General features: G+C 70.1%; 4 protein-coding genes. 2 read left to right on the plus strand and 2 right to left on the minus strand.

The features are described from left to right. The coding region (locus ON39_RS15990) for an efflux permease Rv1217c-related protein (RefSeq protein ID WP_040734907.1) at window positions 1-818 on the plus strand (818 nt) is incomplete at its 5' end. A gap of 99 nt (window positions 819-917) precedes the next feature. Here ON39_RS15990 and ON39_RS15995 read toward each other — a convergent pair. Together ON39_RS15995 and ON39_RS45940 are read right to left on the minus strand one after the other, a co-directional pair. Then, window positions 918-1766: an LLM class F420-dependent oxidoreductase gene (locus tag ON39_RS15995; protein WP_040734908.1), complete on the minus strand. Its 849-nt coding sequence runs from the start codon at window positions 1764-1766 to the stop codon at window positions 918-920. A 35-nt stretch (window positions 1767-1801) separates the two neighbouring features. After that, window positions 1802-2452: a phosphatase PAP2 family protein gene (locus ON39_RS45940; protein WP_246003120.1), complete on the minus strand. Its 651-nt coding sequence runs from the start codon at window positions 2450-2452 to the stop codon at window positions 1802-1804. Between the two features lie 301 nt (window positions 2453-2753). On the opposite strand from ON39_RS45940, the gene ON39_RS16005 reads away from it, so the two are divergent. Then, the coding region (locus tag ON39_RS16005) for an AAA family ATPase (protein WP_169335887.1) at window positions 2754-3628 on the plus strand (875 nt) is incomplete at its 3' end.

Genomic DNA, 3628 nt, shown 5'->3' on the forward strand with positions numbered 1-3628 from the left:
GGCGCGACACCGGCTCCGGTCTGCTCGCCGAGCGACCCGGCCCGCCGGCGGCGGAACCGTCGCTGTCCGGGCCCGCCGGGCTCGCGTGGCGCCTGCAGCGCGGCTCGCTGCTGGTCTGGGTCGTCGGGTTCCTGCTGTACGGGCTGCTGATGGGCGGGGCGGTCAAGAGCGTCGGCGAGATGATCAACGACAACTCGTCGATGTACGACATGGTCACCCGGATGGGCGGCACGGACGTACTCCAGGATTCGTTCGTCACGCTCGCCTTCACCCTGCTCGCGGCGGGCGCCGCCGCGTACTCCCTCTCGGCGACGCTGCGGCTGCACGACGAGGAGTCCACGCAGCGGGCCGAGTCGACGCTGGCGGGGGCGGTCGGCCGGTCGCGATACGCGTTGAGCCACATCGGTTTCGCGCTGCTCGGGCCCGTATTGCTGTTGCTGGCGGCGGGTTTGGCGGTCGGAGTCGTCTACGGCGCGACGGACGGCGACATGGCAGGCAAGCTGACCGACACGCTGGGCGCGGCGGCGGTGCAGGTGCCCGCCGTGTGGGTGGTCACCGGGGTCGCCGTGGCGATTTACGGCATCGCGCCTCGGCTCACGCCGATCGCGTGGGGCGTGCTCAGCGTCATGATCGTGATCTCCTTCGTCGGCTCTCTCGACGGGTTGCCGCAGTGGATCGTCGACCTCGTGCCGTTCACGCACCCGCCGAAGCTGCCGGGCGCGGAGTTCGAGTTCGCGCCGGTGCTGTGGCTGCTGGCGGTCGCCGCGGCGCTGATCGCGGTGGGCGTGACCGCTTTCCGCCGGCGCGATCTGCGCTGACGTCTCGCGGCCGGGATGTCTCGGCGGCCCGTGCGGTGTTTGCGCGCGGGTCGCCGTCCTGGCCGCTCGTGAATTGCCCTGGGGCCGAATAGAACCCGTTCAGGCGCTGAGGCCGAGCTTCCCGGCCAGACGATCGATGTAGGCGCGCACCTCGTCCGCGGTCCGATCGGGCATGCCGAAAACCACCTCGGTGACCCCGGCCTCGGCCCACTGCGCCAGCTGGGCCGCGTCGTGCCGCCCGCAGAGCGCGACCACCTCTGGCGTGCCCTCCCGCTCGTGCTCACGCCAGACCCGATGCAGCAGTGCGATCTTGGCGTCCACGCCGTCCTCGGTGGGGGTGGTGATCCACCCGTCGGCGTGCTCGGCCAGCCACGCGAACGTCTTCTCGGTGCCCGCCGCGCCGAGCAGGACCGGTATCCGCTTCTGCACCGGCTTCGGCCACGACCAGCTGGCGCCGAAGTTCACGAACTGCCCCTCGAAACTGGCTTCCTCGTCGGTCCAGAGTGCGCGCATCGCGTCGAGGTGTTCGCGCAGCACCGTGCGGCGCTTGGCCGGGGGCACGCCGTGGTGGGCGAGTTCATCGGTGTTCCAGCCGAATCCGACGCCGAGGCTGACCCGGCCGCCGGACAGGTGGTCCAGCGAGGCGATGGCCTTCGCGAGGGTGATCGGGTGGTGCTCGGCGGGCAGGGCGACCGCCGTCGACAGGCCGATCCGGCTCGTCACGGCGGCCACGGTCGCCAGCGCCACCCACGGATCGAGGGTGCGCAGATACCGGTCGTCGGGCAGGCTCCCGTCGGCCGTGCGCGGATGCGCCGCTGCGCGCACCACCGGGATATGCGTGTGCTCGGGCACGTAGAACGTATCGAAACCGGCGCCTTCCGCGGCCACCGCCGCGTCGGCGGGCGTGATGCCTCGATCGCTGGTGAACAACACAATCCCGTACCGCACTGTACGCGCTCCCATCGCCTGAATTAGAACAAGTTCTACCACCTTTCCTGCGCGGTACCAAGGGTTTGCCGTGCATCGATGTCCAGCAGGGCCCGCGCGGGCCAGCACAGCGCGAGCACCATCGTGGCGGCCGCGGCGACGCCGCCGATGACGTCGGTGGGCAGGTGATAGTCGAGCCCGACCATGCCGACCGCGACCCCGAGCTGCGCCACGACGGCCGCCGCGAAGGCGCGGATCTTGGTCCGGATCGACTCGATCAGCACGATGAACGCGGTCGCGATCGCGACCAGGTGCACGGTGTGCCCGCTGGGGTAGGCGAGGTAGTCGTGCAGGTGCCGGTCCCACAGCGGCTTGAGCAGCCAGGTATTGAGGCCGACGGCCAGTTCGGGAACCACGACCATGAGCGCGGCGCGCCACCATTGCCCGCGGTACCCGAACCACGCCGCGGCGAGCGCCAGCAGCGGCAGCAGGATGTAGGCGTTGCTGGGAATCACCAGCGCCTGGTAGACGCCGGGCCGGGCGTCGAGCGTCGAGTGGATGGGCGCGGCCAGCGCGCGATCGAACGCCGTCGGGCCCCCGTCGGGCGGAAACGTCCACGGGATCGCCGCGGTGACGGCCGCGCCGACGATGATGGCGACGAGCCGCCAGATGCCCTCGAGGCTGGTGTCTTGCCCTGGTCCGAACACCGGTCGACGATAACGACTGACAGGTTCTCGCTACCCGGCCACGGGTCGGCGGAGGAGTCCGTGGTCACTCGGTATGCCGGTGTGCGCCGAACGGGTGAGCTTCGAAATCTTCGCGGCCCCAGGTGAACTCGGAGATCTGTTTACGCCCCGCGACGCGGCGAGGTATTGGTATTGTCGTAACCGATCGGTGAACATTCGGGTTCGCGGATCGAATCTCGGCTCGGTCGGCCTTGATGCAGCGTAGCTCGGGCGTAATTTCGTGCGGTCGTCTCAGCCGTGGCATGACTGAGAGGTACCCATGGTGGGCGACGACGTCAGGCCTACACTGGCCGGAACCTATCGGCTTCCGACGCTCGTCGGGCGAGAGGCGGAACTCGCCGAGGTCGGCCGGCTGCTCGTCGATCCGCGGGTCCGGCTGCTCACCCTCACCGGCACCGCCGGCGTCGGAAAGTCCAGGATAGCTCGAGAAGTGCTGTCGGACACGGCCTTTCGCCAAGAAATCACGGTGACGGCGGATCTCGCGGAGTGCGCCGATCGAACCGACGCGTGGAACACGGTGCTGGAGCGGGCGAGTCGCCGCCCCCTCGACGCCGCGCCCGAGCGTCTCCCGGCGGTAGAGGCGCTGGCGCGGCTCGCCGAGGCGATCGGCGCGCGCCGGGCAATCCTGTTGCTGGACAATTGCGATCGCGTGGTGCGCGGCATATCCACCGATGTGCCAAGGCTTTTGGAGCACTGCCCCAACCTGGTCATCGTGGCGACCAGTCGCGTGCCGTTCCATCTGTACCGCGAATGTGTGCTGTGCGTACGGCCCTTGCGCACCGGGGGCGACACCGGCGACTACTATCCCGGCTCCGCGCCCGCCGCACAATTGTTGCTCGACAGCATCGACAGCCACTATCGCGGGGCGGCCGCGGTGGCCGATCGCCTCGTGCTCGACGAGATCGCGCGTGAGCTCGATGGGGTGCCACTGGCCATCGAACTCGCCGCGGGCTCCATCGCCCGGATCGGCCCGGTGCGCACGCTGCGCCGCCTCGAGGCCGGGGCGGACCTGCGTTCGTCGTCCTACGTCGACGTGCCCGCGCGGCACCGGACGCTGCACGGCGCGGTCGAGTGGGGCCTCGACGACGTCGCCCCCGAGGTGCTGGAACTGCTGCTGCGTCTGTCGCTCTACGAGTC

This window comes from Nocardia tenerifensis NBRC 101015 (assembly GCF_000308715.1).
GTDB lineage: Bacteria > Actinomycetota > Actinomycetes > Mycobacteriales > Mycobacteriaceae > Nocardia > Nocardia tenerifensis.